The sequence below is a fragment of the Streptococcus sp. HCA-5024 genome (assembly GCF_037890265.1).
In the GTDB taxonomy this organism is placed as follows: Bacteria; Bacillota; Bacilli; order Lactobacillales; family Streptococcaceae; genus Streptococcus; species Streptococcus lingualis.
In genome coordinates this window covers 22,207-42,957 of the sequence record NZ_JBBKBR010000010.1, presented here as the reverse complement: position 1 = coordinate 42,957, position 20,751 = coordinate 22,207, and the positions used below count along the sequence as shown (strand labels likewise).

The following is a 20,751-nucleotide window of genomic DNA, read 5'->3' as shown; positions in this document are numbered from 1 at the left end:
AGCTTTGTATCTTGATTTTACCAAACGTAAGCGATAACTTCCCCACCAACGTTCTTTTGGCGTGCTTCTTTATCAGTAAGCAAACCTTCAGAAGTTGAAAGGATAGCAATTCCAAGTCCGTTAAGAACTTTTGGAAGATCTTCACGTTTTTTGTAAACACGCAAACCTGGTTTTGATACACGTTTCAAGTTTGTGATAACTTTTTCACCGTTTTGTCCGTATTTCAAGAATACACGGATGATGCCTTGTTTGTCATCTTCGATAAATTCAACGTTTTTTACAAAACCTTCGCGTTTAAGGATTTCAGCAATCCCTTTTTTGATGTTTGATGCAGGTACTTCAAGTACTTCGTGTTTTGCTTGGTTAGCGTTACGAATACGTGTAAGGAAGTCTGCGATTGGGTCAGTCATAACCATTATAATTTCTCCTCTTACTAGTAGTTTGCAAGTTGCACTTGCTAGTTAATGATTGAGCTAGGCTCAGAAAGTTTTGATACATGCAAACGAGATTATACTCATTTGAACACGAGCTACAACCTGGGCAAAAAAGATAGATTTGTCTTGGAGCAACGCTCCTGCACCAAATCTCCTATTTTTGCTGGGGTTGTTACGCTCTTTATATCATGCTATTACCAAGATGCTTTTGTGACACCTGGGATTTGACCTTTGTATGCCAATTCACGGAAGCAAACACGGCAAAGTTTAAACTTGCGGTAAACTGAGTGTGGACGTCCACAACGTTCACAGCGAGTGTATGCTTGAGTAGAGAACTTCGCTGGGCGTTTGTTCTTAGCAATCATAGATTTTTTAGCCATTAGTTTTACCTCCTATATTATTTTGCAAACGGCATACCGAGGCCAGTAAGCAATGCACGTGATTCTTCGTCTGTGTTCGCTGTAGTTACGATTACGATATCCAAACCACGAGTTTTATCAACATCATCAAAGTTGATTTCTGGGAAGATCAATTGTTCTTTCACACCAAGTGTGTAGTTTCCGCGTCCATCAAATGATTTTGTTGGAACACCATGGAAGTCACGTACACGTGGAAGTGAAACTGTTACCAATTTATCCAAGAATTCGTACATACGTTCACCACGAAGGGTAACTTTTGCACCGATCGCAACACCTTCACGAAGACGGAAGCCGGCGATTGATTTTTTAGCCTTAGTGATCAATGGTTTTTGACCTGAGATCAAAGCAAGCTCTTCAGCAGCTTTTTCAAGGTTTTTAGCATTTGATACTGCATCACCAACACCCATGTTCAAAACGATTTTATCAACTTTTGGCACAGCCATAACTGATGAATAGTTGAACTGTTCAGTCAATGATGGTACTACTTCATTAAGGTATTTTTCTTTTAAACGATTAGCCATTATACTTCTCCTTTCCTTCGTGATTAGTCAAGCACTTCGCCTGATTTTTTGTTGTAGCGAACTTTTTTGCCGTCTACAAATTTGTAGCCAACACGTCCAGCAACACCGTTTTTGTCCAAAACTTGAACGTTAGAAGCATGGATTGGAGCTTCTTTTTCAACGATCGCACCTTGAGGGTTTTCGTTATTTGGACGTTGGTGTTTCTTAATGATGTTTACACCTTCTACAACAACTTTATTTACTTTTGGAAGAGCAGTAAGAACAACAGCTTCTACGCCTTTGTCTTTACCAGCGATAACGCGAACTTTGTCGCCTTTTTTTACAAACATTTTATTCTCCTTTTATTCTTACGCCCGATGGGCACCCTGGCTAAGCCAGGGGACTGTGTTTGTTTTTTTATTGATTAAAGTACTTCTGGAGCAAGTGATACGATCTTCATGAAACCACCGTCACGCAATTCACGTGCAACTGGGCCAAAGATACGAGTTCCGCGAGGAGTTTTGTCGTCACGGATGATCACTGCTGCATTTTCGTCGAACTTGATGTATGAACCATCTTTACGACGAGCACCTGATTTAGTACGAACGATAACAGCTTTTACAACGTCACCTTTCTTAACCGCACCACCAGGAGTAGCTTGTTTTACAGATGCAACGATTACATCACCGATGCTCGCGAATTTACGTTTTGAACCACCAAGAACTTTGATTGTCAAGATTTCGCGTGCGCCACTGTTGTCAGCGACTTTCAAACGAGTTTCTGTTTGAATCATTTACGTTTTCTCCTTTCAGGTATGATTAGATGATGACCGCTTCTTCAACGACTTCTACAAGACGGAAGCGTTTTGTAGCTGAAAGCGGACGAGTTTCCATGATACGAACGATATCGCCTTCTTTAGCAACATTGTTTTCATCATGAGCTTTGTATTTTTTAGAATAGTTGATACGTTTACCATAGACTGGGTGGTTACGTTTAGTTTCAACTACAACTGTGATTGTTTTGTCCATTTTGTCAGACACAACGCGTCCAACAAGAACTTTACGATTATTGCGTTCCATTGAAATTCTCCTTCCCTAGTCTATTATTTAGCTTCTGATTGAACAGTTTTGATACGAGCGATTTGTTTTTTCACTTCTTTCAAACGTCCAGTTTGTTCCAATTGACCAGCAGCTGCTTGGAAACGAAGTTCAAACAATTCTTTCTTCAATTCATTTTCACGCTTCGCGAGTTCTTCTTGAGAAAGACCACGAAGTTCTTTAACAAATTCTTTTACTTCTGTAAGTTTCATGACCTCTCCTTATTCTGCTTCACGTTTCACAAATTTAGTTTTAACTGGCAATTTGTGGCTAGCAAGACGAAGTGCTTCGCGTGCGATCTCTTCAGATACACCAGCGATTTCGAACATCACTTTACCACGTTTAACTGGTGCTACCCAACCTTCAGGAGCCCCTTTACCAGATCCCATACGTACCCCGATAGCTTTAGCGGTGTATGATTTGTGTGGGAAAATCTTAATCCAAACTTTACCACCACGTTTCATGTAACGAGTCATGGCGATACGAGCAGCTTCGATTTGACGGTTTGTGATCCAGTGGCTAGTTGTAGCTTGAAGACCGTATTCACCGAATGCTACTTCTTTTCCACCTTTTGCTTCACCGCGCATTTTACCACGGAATTCGCGACGGTGTTTTACACGTTTAGGTACTAACATTGGTTATTTACCTCCTTTAGCGTCTTTACGAGCCGGAAGAACTTCACCACGGTAGATCCATACTTTAACACCAAGTTTACCGTAAGTAGTGTCTGCTTCTTCCCAAGCGTAATCGATATCAGCGCGAAGTGTGTGGAGTGGAACAGTTCCTTCAGAGTATCCTTCTGCACGGGCAATATCTGCACCGTTCAAACGACCTGATACTTGAGTTTTGATTCCTTTAGCTCCAGCACGCATAGCACGTTGGATTGCTTGTTTTTGTGCACGACGGAAAGCAACACGTTGTTCCAATTGACGAGCGATTCCTTCACCAACAAGGTGAGCATCCAAGTCAGGACGTTTGATCTCAATGATGTTGATGTGTACTTGTTTACCAGTCAATTTGTTAAGAGCTGCACGAAGTGCATCAACGTTTGCTCCACCTTTACCGATAACCATACCTGGTTTAGCAGTGTGAAGAGAAACGTTAACTTTGTTTACTGCGCGTTCGATTTCAATAGTTGAAACGGCTGCGTCAGCCAATTCTTTTTGAATGAATTTACGGATTGTAAGATCTTCATGAAGGTAATCCGCGTATTCTTTTTCAGCATACCATTTGGCATCCCAATCACGGATGATACCAACACGCATACCAATTGGATGTACTTTTTGACCCACGAGTTTACCTCCTTATTTTTCTGCAACAGCTACTGTGATGTGAGCTGTACGTTTGTTGATTGGTGAAGCTGAACCTTTCGCACGTGGACGGAAACGTTTCATTGTTGGTCCTTCGTTTGCGAATGCTTCAGATACTACCAAGTTAGCTTTTTCCAAACCAAAGTTGTTTTCAGCGTTTGCTACTGCTGAGTTCAACACTTTAAGGATGATCCCTGCAGCTTTGTTTGGTGTGAATGTCAAAATAGCGATGGCATCGGCTACGCTTTTACCACGGATGTTGTCAAGAACAAGACGTGATTTACGAGGTGAAACACGCACTGTACGAGCCATTGCTTTAGCTGAAGTAATTTCTGCCATTTATGTTCTCCTTATTTTCTACGTGTCTTCTTGTCGTCTGCCGCGTGACCTTTGTAAGTACGAGTTGGTGCAAATTCACCAAGCTTGTGACCTACCATGTCTTCTTGGATGTAAACAGGTACATGTTTACGTCCATCATAAACTGCGATAGTGTATCCGATGAAACTTGGGAAGATCGTTGAACGACGTGACCAAGTTTTAATTACTTTTTTCTTTTCGTCGTTAGCTTGAGCTTCAACTTTTTTCATCAAATGCTCATCGACGAAAGGTCCTTTTTTAAGACTACGTCCCATTTTGTAATGTTCTCCTTTAAAATTTAGTACCACAGCGGCTTGCGCTGCTAAGCAGCGCTACCGAGCTGGCGGAAAGCGTAAGCTAGTTGCTTATGATTATTTTTGGTTGCGACGACGAACGATAAGTTTGTCAGATTTCGCTTTCTTGTTACGAGTTTTAAGACCAAGCGCAGGTTTACCCCAAGGAGTAGATGGCGCTTTACGTCCAACTGGTGCTTTACCTTCACCACCACCGTGTGGGTGATCATTCGGGTTCATTACAGAACCACGAACTGTAGGGCGAACACCTTTCCAGCGGTTACGTCCCGCTTTACCAAGGTTAACAAGTCCATGTTGTTCGTTTCCGACAACACCAACTGTAGCACGGCAAGTTCCAAGAATCATACGAACTTCGCCTGATTGAAGACGAACAAGTACATATTTACCTTCAGAACCCAATACTTGAGCAGAAGCTCCAGCAGCACGTACCAATTCTCCACCTTTACCAGGTTTCAATTCGATGTTGTGGATCAAAGTACCAACTGGGATGTTAGCAAGTGGAAGAGCGTTTCCGACTTTGATATCTGCTTCTGGTCCTGATACGATACGTTGACCTACTTCAAGACCTTTAGGGGCGATGATGTAAGCTTTCACACCGTCAGTGTAGTGTACAAGCGCGATGTTAGCTGAGCGGTTTGGATCGTATTCGATCGTTTTAACGACTGCTTCAACTCCATCTTTGTTACGTTTGAAATCGATCAAACGGTAATGACGTTTGTGTCCACCACCTTGGTGACGAACAGTGATACGACCGTTGTTGTTACGACCTGCTTTGTTTTTAAGAGAAACAAGCAAAGTTTTCTCAGGTGTGTTTGTTGTGATTTCAGCGAAATCCAAAGAAGTCATATTACGGCGACCGTTTGTTGTTGGTTTATAAACACGAATTCCCACGATATTTCCTCCTTAGATTATTCAGCTTCAGTAGCAAACAACTCGATTGCTTTAGAATCAGCTGCAAGCGTGATGATAGCTTTTTTAGTTTTTGAAGTAAAACCAGTGTAACGTCCAACGCGTTTTGCTTTAGGTTTTACGTTTACAGTGTTCACATTCGCAACTTTTACACCTTCAAACGCAGCTTCAACAGCTTGTTTGATCAAAAGTTTGTGAGCGCGAGTGTCAACTTCGAATACATATTTGCCTGCTTCAAGTTGAGCCATTGACTTTTCAGTGATAACAGGTTTTTTGATAACATCATACAAATTCATTATGCAAGAACCTCCTCGATTTTAGAGATAGCTGCTTGAGTAACAAGAAGTTTGTCACTATTTGCGATGTCAAGAACACTTGCAGTTGTAGCAGTCGCAACTTTCACGTTTGGAAGGTTACGAGCTGAAAGAGCTGCGAATTCATTTCCTTCTTCAAGAATAACAAGGACTTTAGAATCGATGCTCAAAGCTGCAAGAACTTTTGCAAATTCAGCAGTTTTTGGAGCTGTAAATTCAAGAGAATCAACGGCTACAAATTTGTTTTCAGCAACTTTTTCTGAGTAAACAGATTTAAGTGCAAGGCGACGAACTTTTTGAGGAAGTTTGTACGCATAGCTACGTGGAGTTGGTCCGAAGACAATTCCACCACCACGCCATTGTGGAGAGCGGATAGAACCTTGACGAGCACGTCCAGTTCCTTTTTGACGCCATGGTTTGCGTCCGCCACCTGAAACGGCTGAACGGTTTTTAACTGCGTGAGTTCCTTGACGAAGGCTAGCACGTTGGCTGATGATCACATCAAATACAACTGCTTGGTTTGGTTCGATACCAAAGATCGCATCGTTAAGAACAACTTCGCCCGCTTGTTTACCAGTTTGGTCGAATAATGTTACATTTGCCATTTTGACTGTATTCCCCTTTCCTTATTATTTACCAGCTTTAACTGCTGACTTGATAGTGATAAGAGATTTCTTAGCACCTGGTACGTTACCTTTGATAAGGATAACGTTCTTTTCTGGAACAACTTGTACAACTTCAAGGTTTTGAATTGTTACACGATCGCCACCCATGCGTCCTGCAAGGTTTTTACCTTTGAATACGCGGTTAGGTGCAACAGGTCCCATAGAACCTGGACGACGGTGGTAACGAGAACCGTGGGCCATAGGTCCACGTGATTGTCCGTGGCGTTTGATAACACCTTGGAAACCTTTACCTTTAGAAGTACCAGTTACATCAACAATGTCTCCAGCTTCGAAAGTGTCAACTGTGATTTCAGCACCAACTTCCAAGCCTTCAACGTTTTTGAATTCACGAATGAAGCGCTTAGGAGCCGTGTTAGCTTTTGCTACATGTCCTTTAGCAGGTTTGTTGCTCAATACTTCGCGTTTGTCATCGAAACCAACTTGGATAGCGTTGTAACCATCTGTTTCAACAGTTTTAACTTGAAGAACAACGTTTGGAGTTGCTTCGATAACTGTTACAGGGATCAATTCGCCAGCTTCAGTGAAGATTTGAGTCATTCCCACTTTTTTCCCTAAGATTCCTTTTGTCATGAGAAAATAGTTCCTTTTCTATAGTTTTTTATTCAAAAAGTTTTTAACGAGCGTTTTTTATGCTCTAGATCAAGCTTTAGATTAAAGTTTGATTTCTACGTTTACACCACTTGGAAGATCCAATTTCATCAAAGCGTCAACTGTTTTTTGAGTTGGGTTGATGATGTCGATCAAACGTTTGTGTGTACGCATTTCGAATTGTTCGCGAGAATCTTTGTATTTGTGAGTCGCACGAATGATTGTGTAGAGGCTACGTTCAGTTGGAAGTGGGATTGGCCCCGCAACTTGTGCACCTGTACGAGTAGCTGATTCTACGATTTTTGCAGCCGCTGTGTCGAGTGTACGGTGTTCGTACGCTTTCAAACGGATGCGGATTTTTTTGTTTGCCATCTTTTTCTCCTTTTCGTCTATTTAAGATAATAGGCTAGCTCCACAAGAAAACCGACGCGCGTTGCGTGGCAATGCAACCGAGCGTGTCGCAACCTCTTGCATCAAAGCTAATAGCTGTTTTTCACAGCACCATAGTAGTTTAACACAAACAAAGGCCCAATGCAAGGGATTTGAGAAGATTTTTTTCGTTTTTTTGATGAAAGTGTTTTCGAAAGAAATAGAGTGCTAAAAAAGTTGCTATTATATAGAAAAAAGTTCTACTTTTTAGCAAAGTAGAACTTTTTAACGTAAAGTGATACGCTAATTACTTCCTTTCACTTTTTATTTATTGATTTTCAAGGCCGCTTTTATTTCACCAATTGTTGATGCAGTGCTTGTATCTTGAAATGACTTTAACTCTTTATTCCCTCTCTCATCAATAGTTTCAACTGGATTACTATAATCATTTGTGGAACTCGTTGTAAATCCACCGGATTCATCAGCAATAATTACTTTACTATCAGGTAAATTCCCAAAATAATCATTTATTTCTTTTTCTGATTTACCTCTTAAGATTTTTTTATAAATTTGTATTGTTTGGTTTTCCTTTTGATCAATTCCTGTTGATTCAGCAATGGCGTTTTTTTGTAATGCATACGATACAATCCCAATAGATAAAACTATTGCTATTAGAGATATGATCTTTTTAGTTTGATTAGCCATTTTTTTCACCTACTTTCTTAATACACTTATTATAGGTTTTTGATATATAGTTTAACAGGACAAAAATGTCCTGCTATTTATTTAATATCCTGTTGCCATTCCTGTTTTAGTTTTTTTAATAGCATATCTTCTTTAATCATTTCTGCAAAGTGTATAGCTGATTCGTAATACTCTTTAGCCTCTTTTTTATCATTCTTGTAACTGAGATAATATTTCCATTCGAACATATCTATCAAAGATTTTTTTTGATAGTCTTGAGTTCGTTCCATAATTTGGATTAACCTGTCTAATATTTCTCTAACTTTTTTATAATCACCTAATCTAAAAAACAACCCTAAAGCTAGAAAAAGTGTATCTCTCAATACAAATTGCTGATAGATTAATAATTCACCATCATCTACCAATAACCTTTGTACAATTTGCGGTAACAATTGCCATCCTGGATTACAGTATATGTCATCATCGTGTATCATTATTATTAAAAGTAATTTAATCAACAATAGATCATTTAAGGTATATGTATTCTTCTTTTTTAGTTGATCAAGATAATCCTCCAATAAATGATTTCCAAGTTCAATCAATTCACTCTCATTAACATCGGATATAGTGGTTAAGATATCAACAATCAATTGCTCCTCTTCAGGCAAATCTTCATAATAATTCTCATATATGATTTCGAAACGTTTTTCCTCTTCATAAATCTTTCTTTTATCCGAATACGTCGTATTTCTTAATAATTGGTATTTTAAGTCTAAATATTCTTTTGGTAATTCTGTATAGTCTGGCATCAATGAAAATAAATTCATGTCTAGTCGTTCAGCTAAAAAATTTATCTTAGTTAATGTTGGTCTCGACAAGCCTGACTCTATTCGAGTTAATTGACGCACAGTCAACTCGCTCTCATCCTGACACAACTCTTCTTTGGTCATTCCTTTTTGTTTTCTATATTTTTTCACAAGAGTTGCAAATTTTCGAAGATCTTCTACCATAGTTATCATCCTTCCTGAATACATTATACCCAATAACAATTCTGCTTACAACAATATCGATGCTCTATGAAATTTAATCAAAAAAGTTCTACTTTTCAGTAGAACTTTCTTTATTTTTTATCTATTCCTAGAAATTCCGTCCTGATTTGTTATAGCCATATTTTTCGACGAAATGCTCCCGGAATTCTAAGAGATTGTCATCCATGATGGCTTGACGGACCTGTTTCATGAGGTTGATCAAGAAGTATAGGTTGTGGTAGCTAGTCAAGCGAATGCCGAAGGTCTCATCTGCCTTGAGGAGGTGGCGAAGGTAAGCTCGGGTATAGTTCTTACAAGTGTAGCAATCACATTCAGGATCCAGCGGTGTAAAGTCTTCTGCAAATTGCGCATTTTTCACTACTAGGCGTCCTTGGCTAGTCATACAGGTACCATTTCGCGCAATCCGCGTCGGCAAGACACAGTCAAACATGTCCACTCCACGAATAACGCCATCAATCAGACTGTCTGGAGCTCCTACTCCCATGAGATAGCGTGGCTTGTTCTCTGGTAAGAGCGGAGTTGTGAAATCTAGTACCGCATTCATCTCTTCATGGCTTTCCCCAACAGCTAAGCCACCGATGGAATAGCCTGGAAAGTCCATGCTGACCAAATCTTGGGCAGACTGACGGCGCAAGTCTTCAAATCCAGCCCCTTGGACAATCCCGAAAAGACCTTGATCATGAGGGCGACGGTGAGCCTTTAGGCCACGTTCTGCCCAACGACTGGTCCGTTCGATTGATTTTTTCACATAATCATAGGGCTGATAGAACTGAGGACATTCATCAAAGGACATCATGATGTCGCTTCCTAGATTGTTTTGGATGGAGATGGCCTTTTCTGGAGAGAGGAACATCTTCGAGCCGTTGAGGTGGTTTTTAAAGGTTACCCCTTCTTCGGTGATGTTGCGGGTATCCGCTAATGAATAGACTTGGAAGCCTCCACTATCTGTCAAAATTGGCTGGTCCCAGTTCATGAACTGGTGCAGTCCTCCTGCTTTTGCAACCAAGTCGTCCCCCGGACGAAGCCAGAGATGGTAGGTGTTGGCCAAAATAATTCCGGAGCCCATTTCCTTGAGTTCTTCTGGCGATTGGGTCTTAACGGTTGCCTGAGTCCCTACAGGCATAAACATTGGGGTTGGGAAGGTCCCGTGAGGGGTGATAATTTCTCCCAGACGAGCTCCTGTATGCTTTTCTTTTTTGATTAATCGATATTGAATCGGTGAATCTGTCATGGTTACCTCCGTACTGGGAAAAACATTCCCAGCCTTCTTATTCCTGTCACAGTTTTCCTGTGAGCACCTGTACGATTGTACCAAATTTTACCAGCTCTGTCACGGACTTATGTTATAATAAAAAGTACTACTATGAAGAGAGTGTCATCTATGAACCTTAAACTGATTCGCCTCCGGGCACGCACCATGCAAGTCCAGCAACCGGGCTTAGCTATCCTTTTTGCTCTTCCGGTCCTGTTGACCATTCTTGCTAACTTTCTCTTAAGCGGGCAAGATCTGATCGATCTACTACCGGATATGACCTTGCAGCAAGCAAGTATCTACATGATCCAGCGACAGCTCTTTCCTTCTGTCGTCTCCTTTGTCATCTCCATTTTAGTGGTTGGTGCGACTTTTAGCTATTTAGATACGATTAATCCCAAGATCGAACACCGAACACGCGTCTTAGATATCTTTAAACAAGATCGCTTTACCTCTGTATTTGCCACCTTGATCTTGAAGCAAGTCGTCCTCTTTTTATGGGGAGTCATTCTCTATGCGGGTAGTCTCATCAGCACCTACGCCAGCATTCGATTTTTGGCGATCTACGATAAGGTGAGCAACCCTAGCACTCTGAGTGCTTCCAGTCCTGAATTCCAATCTCTCATGCAACAAATGCCTCTGATGACTGCTGGTGTCATACTTGGCCTACTTGGCCTCCTCTTTTACCTGCCACAATACTACAGTCTCAGCCTGGTCGAATTGATCCTCTACGAGCAATTACGAGACGGCAACTACAAGGGAGCCTTTGGAGTCCTTCGCCAAAGTCGTGAAACCATGAAAGGGTTCCGCAGCAATCGCTTGGTGCTCGATCTAACCTTGATTGGTTGGTACTTCTTGAATTACTTCACGCGCGATGTCATCGGCTTTTATACCATGCCTTACTTTATCAACTGCCAAATTGCCTTTTATGATCAAATCAAGCAGATTAAACAAGGGCCGCGCCATTTTACAGGCCATCCAAACCATGAAACTGAATAAGAGTAAGAAGAAAACCCCAGCAAGCTGGGGTTTTCTTCTATGTCAATTGTTTATCATTTATAAACCGTATAGGGAGTCTCCTAAGATCAGTCGGGTGTGTTCCCGTTTGATACAGCGGTTCATGACAATATCTTCTCGTCCAGCTCCACGAAGGATTTCTTCTGCTTCTTGATTTTCCAGCTCCAATTGTGCCCAGAAAATTTTCGCATCCGTCTCAATAAAATCACGTGCCACATCTGGTAAAAACTCACTGCGACGGTATACATCGACGATATCTACTGGGAAAGGAATCTCCTGCAAGCTAGCGTACACCGTTTCTCCAAGAATCTGGCCACCGGCTGCACGAGGATTAACGGGAATAATCCGATAGCCCCGCTCTTGCATCTCCTTGCTAACACGATGACTGGTCGTGTCTTCACGGTCAGATAATCCAACCACAGCGATAATCTTGCTGGTTTCTAGGTAATGTTTGATAATGCCATCACTAGGATTGCGAAATGAATAAGCCATAAGAATCTCCTTTTGTATGCGTTTCCTTTCTTTAAATAGTATAACAATACGGAAGGCATTGCAAGTGTTTGTCGTTAAAAGCGGTAGGGAACTGAAAAGTCTCCTACCGCTTTCTGTTTTGGACAAACTCAATCTTATTTGGCTTCATACCATGTCTTGCCTTCGTTTTCATCGGCTTCCAGTGGTACTGCAAGTTCGATAGCGGATTCCATGGTCTCTTTGACGAGTTCTTTGATCGCCGTCAGTTCATCACTTGGTACTTGCAGAACGATTTCATCGTGCACTTGAAGAAGCATCTTGGTCTTGTATGCTCCTCTTTCTAGCGCTTGGTCCAAGTGGATCATGGCAATTTTCAAGATGTCTGCTGCAGATCCTTGGATTGGTGAGTTGATAGCTGTCCGCTCCGCAAAGCCTCGAACATTGAAGTTGCGAGAATTGATATCTGGAATCTCCCGACGACGCTTGAAGAGGGTCTCCACATAGCCTTTGTCACGCGCTTCCCGTACCACTCTCTCCATATAGTCCTTGATGCCAGGGTAGCGTTTGAAGTAAGTCTCAATGTAGGCCTTGGCTTCTTTTCGACTGATCCCTAGGTTATTAGACAGTCCAAAGTCGGAAATTCCATAAACCACACCGAAGTTTACTGCTTTTGCATTGCGACGGTCATTCGGCGTCACGTCTTCTGGTTTTTCAATATTGAAGACGCGCATAGCAGTCGATGTATGGATATCTGCCCCATGCTTAAAGGCATCAATCAAATGCTCATCTCCCGAAATATGGGCCAAGACGCGCAGTTCGATCTGTGAATAGTCCGAACTCAACAAGACACTGTTTTCCTCTTCTGGGACAAAGGCTTTACGAATGAGACGGCCTTGTTCCAAACGGACAGGAATGTTTTGCAGATTGGGATCCACGCTAGACAAACGGCCTGTCTGCGTCAAGTCTTGCACATAGCGGGTATGGATTTTCCCATCTTCCAAAATCCAGTCTTGAAGCCCGATGACATAGGTTGACTGAATCTTAGCAATCTGGCGGTATTCGAGAATCTTAGACACAATCGGTGCAATTGGAGCCAGGCGTTCCAAGACATCAACAGCCGTCGAATAGCCGGTTTTAGTCTTTTTGGTGTATTCAAGAGGGAGTTCCAATTTTTCAAAGAGGATGACCCCCAATTGTTTTGGAGAATTGATATTGAACTCTTCTCCTGCCAACTCGTAGATTTCTTGGGTCAGGCGCTCCAAGACTGCTTCGTTTTCCACCTGCATGTCTTGGAGGGTCTGGCGTTCTACTTTAATCCCTGCGATTTCCATCTTGGCTAGAACAGCCGCTAGTGGTTGCTCCATATCATAGAGCAAATCTAGTTGGTCATGGGCTTGCAACTGCTCCTTCATAGGCTCTTCCGTGTCTAGTAGAACAGCGACTTTTCGTGCCAAATGCTCTAATAGAACCGGCTTTTCTGGAATGGCTTTTTTGGCCCCCTTGCCATAAACAACTTCGTCGAGCGGTAGCGCAATCTGGCTATAGAGGCTCGCAATCGTTGAAATTTCATTGTCCTCTACGGTCGACAAGAGATACTTGGCCAACCGACTATCAAAAGCCGGCTTTTGCAGGGTAATGCCCAAGTGGCTGAGCAAGACCTTGGCCCGCTTGAAGTCATAAACCTTGAGGGGCGTTTTTTCGAGAAATTCTTTAAAAATCGGTGTTTGTAAAAGACTACTGTCTGTGCTAGCGTAGAGCTGACCTTTTGTCCCCCATGCAAAACCGATGATGGGTTCTATGTGGTAATTGTCTCCAAAGATCTCAAAATGGAAGAAACTATCTTCTGTGAGCATATCCGAGGTGACCTGCTCTACCTCCATGTAGTTAATGGTTACGGGAGCAGCTTCTTCTCCGCCTAGATCCAAGGCCTGACGGAGTTGCTTGAAGCCCATCTCCTCATAAAACTTAGCCAGATTTTCAAGATGGGGACCTGTATAGGTGATATCGTCCAGGCCAATCTCAATAGGTGCATTGGTATCGATGGTCGCAAGGGTCTTGGACAGGTAAGCCTGTTCCTTGTCGTTGATGAGATTTTCCTTCATTTTAGAAGGCTTCATCTCGTCAATATGCTCGTAAATGCCATCAAGAGAGCCGTACTCTAGGAGTAGTTTGATCCCGGTCTTTTCTCCAATCTTGGTAACACCTGGGATATTATCCGACTTATCTCCCATCAAGGCCTTGAGGTCGATAAATTGCTCCGGTGTCAGTCCCATCTTTTCTTTCAGATAGGCTGGAGTGAATTCTTCAAACTCTGCCACCCCTTTTTTGGAGATTTCAACCACCGTATTGTCATCTGTTAGCTGGATCAAGTCCTTGTCCCCAGAAACGATGGTCACATCAAAAGGAACAGAAGTGGATTCTGCCAACTTATCCAGCGTTCCAATAATGTCATCCGCTTCATACTGGGCCAGCTCATAATGACGAATTCCCAGATGGTCTAATTGCTCACGAATAAAAGGGAACTGCTCGCGGAATTCATCTGGTGTTTTTGCACGCCCCCCTTTGTAGTCAGCATACATCTCCGTCCGAAAAGTCGTCTTTCCTGCATCAAAGGCGACGAGGACATGGGTTGGTTGGATGCGCTCCAAGAGATGGCTCAACATGAGATTAAAGCCATAGACCGCATTGGTATGCAACCCATTAGCATTTTTGAAGCGATCGATTTGATTATAAAGTGCGAAAAAGGCACGAAAAGCGACGGAAGAGCCGTCGATGAGTAGTAATTTATTCTTTTTTTCCATAGGCCTATTATACCATGAATCGCAAGGTCTCTGGTACATAAAAACTCTACCCTTTCGGGTAGAGTCTTTTTTAGGAGTTTCTTATGAAAAATGAAGAGAAGTGTTTACTCGCCGTAACAAGAACCTTGTTGTGGCAATTTCTTAAAGCGTTTTGGATAATTAACTGAGATTTTCATTTTCTGTACCTCATTTCTTATTGGATGAGTACAGTATACAAGAGAAACCTAAACGATTCCTTATAGAAAGCTTCAAGAAAACTAAAAGCTGAGGCGCAAAACACGCGGTTGTTTTTTCCTACAAGCTGGTAACTGAAGATGGAGCCCTGTCTCATCTTGGCTCCAAGAAAGAAGCTGACTTTCTCCAAGGAGTTCTAGCTTTTGAATGCGCGCATGAAGAATTCTCGGTTGCTTGAGATCATAGGCGAGAGACGGCAAGGTCAACTCTTCCGTCCTTCCACTTGGTTCCAGCTGGATGGCATAAAGAAAGCCATCACGCATGGTATAGCGGAAATCTTGGCTGGTATAGAGTGGCGCTTGCCCGTCTGAGAAGGAACCTTCCTGGGCCTCGGTCGGTCCGTCCGATGACACCCGCCAAGGCCGACTCTGATAAATGGCTTCTCCATTTACCGCCAGCCAGTCCCCGATCTCTGTGAGGATGTCTTGGTCTTGCTCAGGTATAGTGCCATCTGCCTTGGGTCCAATATTGAGCAGAAGATTGCCATTTTTGGCCACAACATCAACTAAATTTTGTAGCAATTCCTTACTGGTCTTGTAGGCTAGATCCTGGGTATAACACCAAGAATTACGGGCGATCGCGGTATCCATTTGCCACGGAAAGGCTTGCGTCTCTCCGTATCCTCCCCGCTCCATCTCAACGATTCCTGAACCGAAAGGGAGGGCGTCCTGTTTGTAACAAACAGCCACCTTGCGATCCTCTTGTGCTGCTAGATTGTAATAATAAGCCAAAAAGCGCATCAAGTAGGGACGGAAACTCTCATGCTGGATCCACCAGTCAAAATATAGGAGCTCTGGTTGGTAGTCCCGCACCAGTTCACAGGTTCGCAACAGCCAATCTTCCAAGAATTCTTTACTTGGATAAGGCTTAGAAGTCAGATCAAAATGATCCTTGGGCTCTGGCTCCGCTGGCCAATAAAGGCTGTCTCTTGGGACTTCTTGCGGAATGTCACTAGTGAATTCCTTGCCATGTGAAAAGAAAAACTGGTGTTCTGCCCGGTGAGAAGACGTACAAAAGTGCAGACCACGTTTTTCTGCTTCCTCCCTCAGCTCTCCTAAGACATCTCGTCTCGGCCCCATTTCTAAGCTATTATAAGGCGAGAGAGTAGAGGCATACATCTGAAAACCATCGTGGTGCTCCGCAACTGGAAAAAGATACTGGGCTCCCGCTTTTTGAAAGAGATCTAGCCAAGATGCCGGATCAAAGCGATCGGCTGTAAAAAGAGGAATGAGATCCTTGTAGCCAAAGCCGGCCTGGTCTCCAAAATGCTCTCGATGATAGTCACAACAAGGATTCCCTTGGATATACATATTTCGCGAATACCATTCTGAACCAAAGGCAGGTACACTGTAGACGCCCCAGTGGATAAACATTCCAAATTTGGCATCCCGATACCAATCCGGACAGACTTGATGGCTAAGAGAGTCCCAGGTGGGTTCAAAAGGACCTGACTGGATGACTTGATCAATCTCTTCAAGGCTTATCATTCTCTTCTCCTCTTTTCTTGTTACTACCTCTATTGTAACGAGAAAGCCTCGTTTGTAAAGACCAACGAGGGGAATGTTTAAAATAGTAGACAAAGAGCTTGATCTAGGAGAATCAAGCTGATGATGAATGGAATGAAGCTTCTAACCCTTCACTGCTTGAGAAATAAAACGAGCAATGGCGTCTGTCTCCCCTTGGTGGAGAGCCTTAACGATTTTGGACCCCACAATAACCCCATCTGAGACCTTGTTGAAACGGTGAACATCCTCCATGCTGGAAACTCCAAAACCTGTTAAAACAGGAATAGACGCTATTTCATGTAATTGGGCCAAATGGTGATCCAAATCATCTCGATAGCTACCAGCTTTCCCCGTCACTCCATTGACGGCAACGGCATAGATAAATCCTTCTGCATCTTGGATCAATTTCTTCTGGCGCTTGATTCCTGTGGTTAAGCTCACTAGCGGCACCAAAGCGATGTCTTTATCCACTAAGAGAGGTTCTACCAGATCCGCATGCTCATGGGGGAGGTCCGGAATAATCACTCCCTTGACTGCTGTTCCTTCTACATCTCTAAAAAAGTTTTCTAGACCATATTGGAACAAGGGGTTGAAATAGGTCATGATGACCAAAGGAACACTTGTCTCTAAGTGCTGGATCGTTTGCACCAGTTCCTCTGTCGTCGTCCCATGGGCTAAACTTCGTAGTCCCGCCTCTTCAATCACAGGACCATCTGCCACCGGATCCGAAAAAGGAATACCAACCTCAATAGCTGAGACACCAAGTTCCTCCAAAAATTGGATGGTTTCCTGCAAACCTGCCAAGCCTTTTTCATGATCTCCTGCCATAATATAAGGAACAAAGATCCCTTGCTGCTGGTCTTTCAGCTTTTGTAAATGCTCTGTTAAGGTCTTTCCCATCTTACTCTCCTCTCTCTTTTTCTAGGCGGTCTTTGACTTGTACCACATCTTTATCCCCACGACCTGATAAGCAAACAATCATAGATTTTTCAGGTCCCATCTCCTTAGCCAACTTCACCGCATAGGCGATAACATGGCTCGATTCCAGAGCTGGAATGATTCCTTCTACTTTCGAAAGCAATTGAAAGGCTTCTAGGGCTTCTTGGTCTGTCACAGGCACATAGGTTGCCCGCTTGATGTCATGGAAATAAGAATGCTCTGGCCCAATCCCTGGATAATCGAGACCTGCCGAAATCGAGAAGGCTTCTAAAATCTGTCCATGGGCATCCTGTAAAACATCCATCAAGGCGCCGTGAAGGACTCCCGGACGTCCCTTGGTTAAGGTTGCTGCATGCTGGTCTGTATCTACCCCAAGGCCAGCAGCTTCCGCCCCATACATGGCAACAGAGGCATCCTCAACAAAAGGATAAAAGAGCCCAATGGCGTTCGATCCGCCTCCTACACAGGCTAAGACTGCATCTGGTAGCGCACCATCATTTTGCTCTGCAAATTGGCGTTTGGCTTCTCGACCGATGACACTTTGAAAATCACGGACAATCTCTGGGAATGGATGAGGCCCTAGAGCAGACCCCATGATATAGTGGGTATCCTCCACATTTGCTACCCAGGCTCTAAGGGCAGCATTGACCGCATCCTTGAGAACCCGTGACCCATCTGTTACTGATTGAACCTTGGCGCCCAACAATTCCATCCGAAAGACATTGAGGGCTTGGCGTTTGACATCTTCTTCCCCCATGTAGATGGTACATTCCATATCAAATAAAGCAGCAGCTGTTGCTGTTGCAACACCGTGCTGTCCGGCCCCTGTTTCTGCGATGATCTTCTTTTTGCCCATCCGGTGTGCCAACAAAACCTGTCCTAGAGCATTATTAATTTTATGAGCCCCTGTGTGGTTGAGGTCTTCTCTTTTAAGAAAAATCTTGGCTCCACCAACATACTTGGTTAGATTCTTAGCGTAATAGAGCGGTGTTTCCCGACCGACATATTGTTTCAGAAGCTGATCCAATTCTGCTTGAAAAGAAGGATCTGCTTGACTTTCTCTATAGGCTTCTTCTAATTCTAAAACTGCTGTCATCAAGGTTTCAGGGACAAATCGTCCCCCGAACCGCCCGTAAAATCCGTTTTTATCTGGTTGTTTATATGCCATGCTTGACCCTTTCTATAAATCGTTTTATCTTTTCTTGATCTTTTATTCCATTTGTCTCGACCCCACTGGATACATCCACCGCATAAGGATGAAAGAAGCGAATAGCATCTGCTACATTATCTACTGTCAAGCCCCCTGCAATAAAGAAGGGCTTTGTGAAATTTTGGGTTTCGAGTTCTTGCCAGTTAAAGGTCTGCCCACTTCCTGCTACAGGAGCATCAAAGAGCAGATAATCAGCACCAGTCTCAGGAAGAGTTGCGTCTTTCCCCACTTGAACAGCTCGAATCGTTTGTTGGGGAAGGTCTTGCAAAATGGTTTCATCCATCGGTCCATGCACCTGTATCAGGTCCAAGCCCACAACTTGGCAAGCTTGCTCCACTTCTTCTCTTTGTGGTGATACAAAAACACCGACTTTTTGAACTCCCTTTGGAATGCCTGTAGCCAACTGCCGAGCTTGCTCCAACGTGACTTGCCGTTTGCTTGGTGCAAAGACAAAACCAATGTAGTCCGCACCAGCTTCAACAGCTGTCTGGACAGCTTCTGGAGTGGACAGTCCGCAAATTTTAACCTTTGTCAATCTGCAACTCCTTTACTTTTTCAGCCACATTGTCTGCCTTCATGAGAGCTGTCCCAACGAGAATGCCATTAAAATAAGGAGCCAGCATGCGCGCGTCTGCTGCTGTGAAAATAGCAGACTCAGAGACGTAAACCGGTTCTTGTTCAAAATTGGTCGCTAATTCAAGGCTAGTATGGAGATCTGTCTCAAAGGTCACCAAGTTGCGATTATTGACCCCTATGATCTGAGCCCCAATCCGGTGAGCCACCTCTAGTTCTGTCAGATTATGGGTCTCCACCAAAACCTCCAGGCCCAGATGGGTCGCAAAATCGAAGAGTTCTTTCAGACGAGCCTCTGGTAAGGCTGCAACTATCAACAAGATCACGGTCGCCCCTGCGTTTCGCGCCCGAATCACTTGTTTTTCATCCACAATAAAATCTTTGTTGAGGGTGGGGATACGTACTTGACTAGATATTTCCCGGAGATACTCGATACTACCCTTGAAAAACACTTCATCGGTCAAGACAGAAATCATCACGGCCCCATTTTCTTCGTAAGTCTTAGCCTGCGCGACGATATCCACATCAACATGAATATCTCCCAGACTCGGACTAGCCTTTTTCACTTCCGCAATAACCTGAAGCTTTTCTGGATGACTCTTTAGGTAATCATACAAGCGGTAGGTCTCGCGCAAAGGTTGGAGTTCCTCTTCTTTCAGCACAGCCACTTCACGCGCCTTTTCCTTTAGAATCTTTGGCAAGAATTCTTGACTCATTTTTGATACTCCTGTAATAATCTCAATTTCTCAAGGGCGGCCCCACTGGCAATCACTTCACGTGCCAAGGCAATCCCCTCTTTGATAGAATCTACCTTGCCGTTGGCATAAAAACCAAGGCCAGCATTCAAGACAGTCACCTCTAAGAAGGGACTTGCTTCATTCTCCAAGACGCTGAGCAAAATTTCCGCATTGCGTTTGGCGTCTCCACCACGTACTTGATCAATTTCAATGCGCTCCATTCCGATATCTTTTGGTTGAAAGCTGGATAAGGTAACCTGTCCATTTTCCAGAATAGCGAGCTGGGTTTCCCCATCAAGACCTGCCTCGTCCAAACCTTGTGGACCACTCACCACCACTGCGCGTTTTCGACCCAAATTCTTTAGAATCTCCGCCGTACTTTCCAGCATATCTGGACGACTGGTTCCCAATAGCTGGGTTTCTAGAGGAATCGGATTGATAAGAGGACCGGTTAAGTTCATCACCGTTGGAACCCCTAGCGCCAAGCGAGCGGGCATAATATAGCGCATGCCAGGGTGCAGATTTTTGGCGAACAGAAAGACAATGCCCGCCTTTTCAAACACTCGTCCCAAATCTTCTGGACCCAAATCAAGGTTAATCCCTAGAGCTTCTAGTACATCCGCAGAACCAGATTTAGAAGAGATCGAACGATTTCCGTGTTTCGCCATCTTGATGCCACCACCAGCAAGAACGAAGGCAGCTGTTGTTGAAATATTGAAACTATAAGAACGATCACCCCCAGTTCCACAATTGTCCATTGCTCCTTGAACTTCTGTAGGAATAGCGACTGCATAGGCCTGCATCACTTTTGCAATAGCCGTCCGCTCTTCAACCGTTTCTCCCTTCATTTTGAGACCTAGAAGAAGGGCCGTCACCTGTGCTTCTGAAGCACGACCAGCAACGACTTCCTCCATAGCAGCTTCTAACTCTGCACTGGTTAGATCCATTCCTTCTGCTACTTTTGCAAGCACTTGTTTCATCT

Annotated in this window: 28 protein-coding genes; 1 reads left to right on the top strand and 27 read right to left on the bottom strand. The window is 43.4% G+C overall.

Going from position 1 to position 20,751, the window contains the following annotated elements:
* Positions 1-17: 17 nt before the first annotated feature.
* The 19 genes from rpsH to tgt form a co-directional block, all read right to left on the bottom strand.
* Complete coding sequence (rpsH, locus tag WKT08_RS10235; RefSeq protein ID WP_003010897.1) at positions 18-416, bottom strand: 30S ribosomal protein S8; 399 nt, start codon at positions 414-416, stop codon at positions 18-20.
* A gap of 212 nt (positions 417-628) precedes the next feature.
* The gene (locus WKT08_RS10230; RefSeq protein WP_001085699.1) at positions 629-814 is read right to left on the bottom strand and encodes a type Z 30S ribosomal protein S14; all 186 of its coding nucleotides are present in this window, start codon (positions 812-814) and stop codon (positions 629-631) included.
* A 17-nt stretch (positions 815-831) separates the two neighbouring features.
* Entirely contained in the window at positions 832-1,374 is a 543-nt protein-coding gene (gene rplE / locus WKT08_RS10225) for a 50S ribosomal protein L5 (protein ID WP_003009606.1), read from the bottom strand.
* A 23-nt stretch (positions 1,375-1,397) separates the two neighbouring features.
* Positions 1,398-1,703, bottom strand: coding sequence for a 50S ribosomal protein L24 (gene rplX / locus WKT08_RS10220; RefSeq protein ID WP_003002315.1), 306 nt, complete (start codon positions 1,701-1,703; stop codon positions 1,398-1,400).
* 74 nt (positions 1,704-1,777) lie between these two features.
* Positions 1,778-2,146 carry a 50S ribosomal protein L14 gene (gene rplN, locus WKT08_RS10215; RefSeq protein ID WP_003002384.1) on the bottom strand — a complete coding sequence of 123 codons (369 nt, stop codon included), beginning with the start codon at positions 2,144-2,146 and terminating at the stop codon, positions 1,778-1,780.
* Positions 2,147-2,171: 25 nt separating this feature from the next.
* A complete protein-coding gene (rpsQ, locus tag WKT08_RS10210; protein ID WP_000440801.1) occupies positions 2,172-2,432 on the bottom strand; it encodes a 30S ribosomal protein S17 in 261 nt (86 codons plus the stop codon).
* A gap of 23 nt (positions 2,433-2,455) precedes the next feature.
* Entirely contained in the window at positions 2,456-2,662 is a 207-nt protein-coding gene (rpmC, locus tag WKT08_RS10205) for a 50S ribosomal protein L29 (RefSeq protein WP_003002350.1), read from the bottom strand.
* Between the two features lie 9 nt (positions 2,663-2,671).
* Entirely contained in the window at positions 2,672-3,085 is a 414-nt protein-coding gene (rplP, locus tag WKT08_RS10200; RefSeq protein WP_000960947.1) for a 50S ribosomal protein L16, read from the bottom strand.
* A gap of 3 nt (positions 3,086-3,088) precedes the next feature.
* Positions 3,089-3,742 carry a 30S ribosomal protein S3 gene (gene rpsC, locus WKT08_RS10195; protein WP_340281885.1) on the bottom strand — a complete coding sequence of 218 codons (654 nt, stop codon included), beginning with the start codon at positions 3,740-3,742 and terminating at the stop codon, positions 3,089-3,091.
* A gap of 12 nt (positions 3,743-3,754) precedes the next feature.
* Positions 3,755-4,099, bottom strand: coding sequence for a 50S ribosomal protein L22 (rplV, locus tag WKT08_RS10190; protein ID WP_000818139.1), 345 nt, complete (start codon positions 4,097-4,099; stop codon positions 3,755-3,757).
* 11 nt (positions 4,100-4,110) lie between these two features.
* The gene (gene rpsS / locus WKT08_RS10185; protein WP_000533766.1) at positions 4,111-4,392 is read right to left on the bottom strand and encodes a 30S ribosomal protein S19; all 282 of its coding nucleotides are present in this window, start codon (positions 4,390-4,392) and stop codon (positions 4,111-4,113) included.
* 96 nt (positions 4,393-4,488) lie between these two features.
* Entirely contained in the window at positions 4,489-5,322 is an 834-nt protein-coding gene (gene rplB, locus WKT08_RS10180) for a 50S ribosomal protein L2 (RefSeq protein WP_000512900.1), read from the bottom strand.
* Between the two features lie 17 nt (positions 5,323-5,339).
* On the bottom strand, positions 5,340-5,636 hold the full coding sequence (locus WKT08_RS10175; protein ID WP_003009593.1) for a 50S ribosomal protein L23: 297 nt from the start codon (positions 5,634-5,636) through the stop codon (positions 5,340-5,342).
* Positions 5,636-6,259, bottom strand: coding sequence for a 50S ribosomal protein L4 (gene rplD / locus WKT08_RS10170; protein ID WP_003009591.1), 624 nt, complete (start codon positions 6,257-6,259; stop codon positions 5,636-5,638). Before rplD ends, WKT08_RS10175 begins: the two co-directional genes overlap by 1 nt.
* A gap of 24 nt (positions 6,260-6,283) precedes the next feature.
* Complete coding sequence (gene rplC / locus WKT08_RS10165) at positions 6,284-6,910, bottom strand: 50S ribosomal protein L3 (protein WP_003010846.1); 627 nt, start codon at positions 6,908-6,910, stop codon at positions 6,284-6,286.
* 81 nt (positions 6,911-6,991) lie between these two features.
* Positions 6,992-7,300 carry a 30S ribosomal protein S10 gene (gene rpsJ / locus WKT08_RS10160; protein ID WP_003009585.1) on the bottom strand — a complete coding sequence of 103 codons (309 nt, stop codon included), beginning with the start codon at positions 7,298-7,300 and terminating at the stop codon, positions 6,992-6,994.
* Positions 7,301-7,621: 321 nt separating this feature from the next.
* Positions 7,622-8,002: a hypothetical protein gene (locus tag WKT08_RS10155; RefSeq protein ID WP_223141438.1), complete on the bottom strand. Its 381-nt coding sequence runs from the start codon at positions 8,000-8,002 to the stop codon at positions 7,622-7,624.
* A 77-nt stretch (positions 8,003-8,079) separates the two neighbouring features.
* Positions 8,080-8,991, bottom strand: coding sequence for a helix-turn-helix domain-containing protein (locus tag WKT08_RS10150; RefSeq protein WP_340281875.1), 912 nt, complete (start codon positions 8,989-8,991; stop codon positions 8,080-8,082).
* Positions 8,992-9,118: 127 nt separating this feature from the next.
* Positions 9,119-10,261: a tRNA guanosine(34) transglycosylase Tgt gene (gene tgt / locus WKT08_RS10145; protein ID WP_003010858.1), complete on the bottom strand. Its 1,143-nt coding sequence runs from the start codon at positions 10,259-10,261 to the stop codon at positions 9,119-9,121.
* Positions 10,262-10,411: 150 nt separating this feature from the next.
* Between tgt and WKT08_RS10140 the strand changes: the two genes are divergently transcribed.
* A complete protein-coding gene (locus tag WKT08_RS10140; protein WP_340281871.1) occupies positions 10,412-11,281 on the top strand; it encodes a DUF975 family protein in 870 nt (289 codons plus the stop codon).
* A gap of 57 nt (positions 11,282-11,338) precedes the next feature.
* Here the strand turns inward: WKT08_RS10140 and WKT08_RS10135 are convergent, their stop codons facing one another.
* The 8 genes from WKT08_RS10135 to trpD all read right to left on the bottom strand — a co-directional run bounded on the left by WKT08_RS10135 (position 11,339) and on the right by trpD (position 20,749).
* Complete coding sequence (locus WKT08_RS10135; protein ID WP_021154247.1) at positions 11,339-11,791, bottom strand: CoA-binding protein; 453 nt, start codon at positions 11,789-11,791, stop codon at positions 11,339-11,341.
* A 134-nt stretch (positions 11,792-11,925) separates the two neighbouring features.
* Positions 11,926-14,571, bottom strand: coding sequence for a DNA polymerase I (gene polA / locus WKT08_RS10130; RefSeq protein ID WP_340281868.1), 2,646 nt, complete (start codon positions 14,569-14,571; stop codon positions 11,926-11,928).
* Between the two features lie 257 nt (positions 14,572-14,828).
* Positions 14,829-16,292: an alpha-L-fucosidase gene (locus WKT08_RS10125; protein ID WP_340281865.1), complete on the bottom strand. Its 1,464-nt coding sequence runs from the start codon at positions 16,290-16,292 to the stop codon at positions 14,829-14,831.
* A gap of 141 nt (positions 16,293-16,433) precedes the next feature.
* Positions 16,434-17,210, bottom strand: coding sequence for a tryptophan synthase subunit alpha (gene trpA, locus WKT08_RS10120; RefSeq protein WP_023920174.1), 777 nt, complete (start codon positions 17,208-17,210; stop codon positions 16,434-16,436).
* Position 17,211: 1 nt separating this feature from the next.
* Positions 17,212-18,417: a tryptophan synthase subunit beta gene (trpB, locus tag WKT08_RS10115; RefSeq protein WP_340281862.1), complete on the bottom strand. Its 1,206-nt coding sequence runs from the start codon at positions 18,415-18,417 to the stop codon at positions 17,212-17,214.
* Positions 18,407-18,994, bottom strand: a complete 588-nt coding sequence (locus WKT08_RS10110; protein ID WP_061604686.1) for a phosphoribosylanthranilate isomerase — start codon at positions 18,992-18,994, stop codon at positions 18,407-18,409. Before WKT08_RS10110 ends, trpB begins: the two co-directional genes overlap by 11 nt.
* A complete protein-coding gene (gene trpC, locus WKT08_RS10105; protein ID WP_340281858.1) occupies positions 18,981-19,748 on the bottom strand; it encodes an indole-3-glycerol phosphate synthase TrpC in 768 nt (255 codons plus the stop codon). Before trpC ends, WKT08_RS10110 begins: the two co-directional genes overlap by 14 nt.
* Positions 19,745-20,749 carry an anthranilate phosphoribosyltransferase gene (gene trpD / locus WKT08_RS10100; RefSeq protein WP_340281917.1) on the bottom strand — a complete coding sequence of 335 codons (1,005 nt, stop codon included), beginning with the start codon at positions 20,747-20,749 and terminating at the stop codon, positions 19,745-19,747. Before trpD ends, trpC begins: the two co-directional genes overlap by 4 nt.
* Between the last annotated feature and the right edge of the window lie 2 nt (positions 20,750-20,751).